This window comes from Phaeobacter sp. SYSU ZJ3003, assembly GCF_041300735.1.
Taxonomy (GTDB): Bacteria; Pseudomonadota; Alphaproteobacteria; order Rhodobacterales; family Rhodobacteraceae; genus Phycobacter; species Phycobacter gallaeciensis_A.
In genome coordinates this window covers 1-493 of the sequence record NZ_PXNU01000133.1, presented here as the reverse complement: position 1 = coordinate 493, position 493 = coordinate 1, and the positions used below count along the sequence as shown (strand labels likewise).

Annotated in this window: 1 pseudogene; it reads right to left on the bottom strand. The window is 61.3% G+C overall.

Annotation, left to right across the window (positions count from 1 at the left end):
* Nucleotides 1–493: pseudogene (locus C6W91_RS21050) on the bottom strand (pyruvate carboxylase); the annotation flags it as partial.

Below are 493 nucleotides of genomic sequence, written 5' to 3'. Positions count from 1 at the left end.
GTCCTGGCGCTTGGCGAAGTTGAACAGCTCCGGCGTCTCGTCGATGAACTTGGTGGTGTATTCATTGCTGAGGAAGGTCGGGTGCTTCAGCAGGTTCTCGACAAAGGCAATGTTGGTGGAGACACCGCGAACGCGGAATTCGCGCAAGGCGCGGTCCATGCGAGCAATCGCCTTTTCCGGGGTGGGTGCCCAGGCGGTGACCTTGGTCAAGAGGCTGTCGTAATAGCGGGTGATCACCCCGCCCGCATAAGCGGTGCCGCCATCAAGGCGAATGCCCATGCCGGTGGCCGACCGATATGCGGTGATGCGGCCATAGTCAGGGATGAAGTTGTTGAGCGGATCCTCGGTGGTGACCCGGGTCTGCAACGCATGACCATTGAGGCGGATCTCGGACTGATCGGCCTTGCCGGTGGCCTCGGCAATGCTCTTGCCCTCGGCGATCAGGATCTGCGCCTGCACGATATCGATGCCGGTGACTTCCTCGGTGACGGTG